Source organism: Caballeronia sp. (assembly GCF_049581465.1).
Classification (GTDB): Bacteria; Pseudomonadota; Gammaproteobacteria; order Burkholderiales; family Burkholderiaceae; genus Caballeronia.
Map to the genome: position 1 here is coordinate 1 of NZ_JBAUSA010001172.1, position 1,938 is coordinate 1,938.

The window sequence follows — 1,938 nt, forward strand, 5'->3', positions numbered from 1 at the left end:
GACTTGCAACGTATGTTGACAGCGGCGTTTGTTCCGCCTTGCAGCATCGCTCTAAGCGTGATGTTAGCGCGTCTTCGCAATATTGAAATTCAATCCGGGCCAAAACCGCTCCCAGGCTTTCAAATCACAATCGACCGCGCTGGGAGCAGTGGCAGTGAGCGGCCCAAAGCCCGTGGTCTGAAGCGGCCGTTCAAGACAAAAAAACGCGAATTGACTATATTGTTGGGTCGATCAGTAGATCAACGCATCCATCGCGTGGACGGAGGCAGTACCCCGGCGCCGTTTTCACCTGAAGAATCGTCCAGGAATTACCAAGGAACCCAATGTCCGATTTGTCTGCTTTCCCGATTGCCCAAAAATGGCCTGCGCAGCATCCCGACCGGATTCAGCTTTATTCGCTGCCGACGCCCAATGGCGTCAAGGTCTCGATCATGCTCGAAGAGACCGGTCTGCCGTACGAAGCGCACACGGTCCGCTTCGATACGAACGACCAGTTGACGCCCGAGTTCATGTCGCTGAATCCGAACAACAAGATTCCAGCGATCATCGATCCGAATGGTCCGGACGGCAAGCCGTTCGGCCTGTTCGAGTCAGGCGCAATTTTGCTTTATCTCGCGGACAAATCCGGCAAGTTCATTCCGAAGGACGCCGCCGGCCGCTACGAAACGATCCAGTGGCTGATGTTCCAGATGGGCGGAATCGGTCCGATGTTCGGCCAGCTCGGCTTCTTTAACAAGTTCGCGGGCAAGGATTACGAGGACAAGCGGCCGCGTGACCGCTACGTTGGGGAATCACGACGTCTGCTGGGTGTGGTCAATCAACGGCTTGCAGACCGGAAGTGGATCATGGGCGACGAATACGGAATCGCCGATATCGCAAGTTTTCCGTGGATTCGTAACCTGGTCGGCTTCTACGAAGCGGGCGGGTTAGTGGGTATCGATGATTTTCCGCACGTGACGCGAGCGCTGGCCTCGTTCCTCGCGCGACCAGCGGTGGACAAGGGGCTTAATATTCCCCCGCGCCCTTAATCGCGCAATCGAGGCGGCCAATGTGCCGCCTTGTCAATTTGCACCGCACGCCCGCATTAAATCCAAGGTTCTCGCAGCCGATAAATTAAAATCAAGAAATAAACCGGCGAGAATAAATCGAGGGTGAAATCGTGTTCTTGAAATATTCAGAGCGCATGAGTTAATCCGAAATAATCCACTCGCACCACTCTATTTAATCGCACAATAAATCCCTTGACGCGTCCTCGCCGGGCGCTAACAATCACTCCATCGCCTGATCTCAAAAATAACCCATTAATAACTGCTTGGTGCTCTCAAATCCATTCATCATGACGGAAACTGAAACGCACGTTCGAAAGACTGAAGAGATTCGCAGTTTTCTCTTCCTGACTGTCATCATGGTTCCAGTCCTCACCCTCATGATCATTGCTGTATATGGGTTCTGCGTGTGGTTCTACCAGATCCTGATCGGTGGGCCGCCGCACTGAGTAGTCGTGGTTGATTCGCTTCTTGCAATTAGAAACGACAGGGGTCGTCTATGTCCGCTCGCCTAAGAAATGCAATAAACGAAATAGTTTCATTACCCGAGGCGCATATTGCTGGAATTGTTGTTCATGCGAACACCAGGAATATGGAAAGCATCAAGGAGGCTATCTTGCTCCTCCCTGGTTCTGAAATTCATGCGGTCAGCCCAGCGGGAAAAATCGTGGTTACGCTGGAAGCAAATCTCTCCGCCGAAATAATAAAGCAAATGGATGCGATTCACGCGCTGGCCGGTGTTTATTCGGCGGCGCTGGTTTATCAGCATCACGAGGATATTGAGGCGCTCGACCAGGAGATTCACGATGTCGCTGACACGTCGAAGCTTTATTAAGCAAACCGCCGCGGCCACGGCCGCATCGGCAGCGGGGGTTGCGTTGCCGGCTATCGC

The 1,938-nt window shown here is 53.1% G+C and carries 3 protein-coding genes; all 3 read left to right on the plus strand.

The features are described from left to right. The first annotated feature begins 323 nt into the window (after nt 1-323). The 3 genes from WCA53_RS28700 to WCA53_RS28710 all read left to right on the plus strand — a co-directional run bounded on the left by WCA53_RS28700 (nt 324) and on the right by WCA53_RS28710 (nt 1,881). On the plus strand, nt 324-1,028 hold the full coding sequence (locus WCA53_RS28700; RefSeq protein WP_423919026.1) for a glutathione S-transferase N-terminal domain-containing protein: 705 nt from the start codon (nt 324-326) through the stop codon (nt 1,026-1,028). 308 nt (nt 1,029-1,336) lie between these two features. Next, nucleotides 1,337-1,495, plus strand: a complete 159-nt coding sequence (locus WCA53_RS28705) for a periplasmic nitrate reductase, NapE protein (protein WP_423919029.1) — start codon at nt 1,337-1,339, stop codon at nt 1,493-1,495. A gap of 143 nt (nt 1,496-1,638) precedes the next feature. Beyond that, nucleotides 1,639-1,881, plus strand: coding sequence for a chaperone NapD (locus WCA53_RS28710; protein ID WP_423919032.1), 243 nt, complete (start codon nt 1,639-1,641; stop codon nt 1,879-1,881). The last annotated feature ends 57 nt before the right edge of the window (nt 1,882-1,938 follow it).